General features: G+C 39.9%; 1 protein-coding gene. It reads right to left on the minus strand.

Going from position 1 to position 208, the window contains the following annotated elements:
* Positions 1–208 (minus strand): hypothetical protein (locus CWB99_RS23870; protein WP_138686262.1); only part of this gene is annotated, 208 nt, incomplete at both ends.

Here is a 208-nt window from a genome sequence, read left to right on the forward strand (position 1 = left end):
TAGTATTTATTGTAAAAGTCGACCGTTTCTTTGTGTAATTGACTGCCTTCTTTGTCTCCTAGCGTTTCTAGGTTACCAATTAAAAAGCGATTAGCAGGGTGATCACCCATCATTTTACGGGCAAGTTTAAACTGGCCAAAAAAGTCCATTTCGCGGCGCATTGACCACTCGGCATTTACAGCGTTTTTTTCTTTATCTGCATATTCAG

This window comes from Pseudoalteromonas rubra (genome assembly GCF_005887095.1).
GTDB classification, from domain to species: Bacteria; Pseudomonadota; Gammaproteobacteria; order Enterobacterales; family Alteromonadaceae; genus Pseudoalteromonas; species Pseudoalteromonas rubra_E.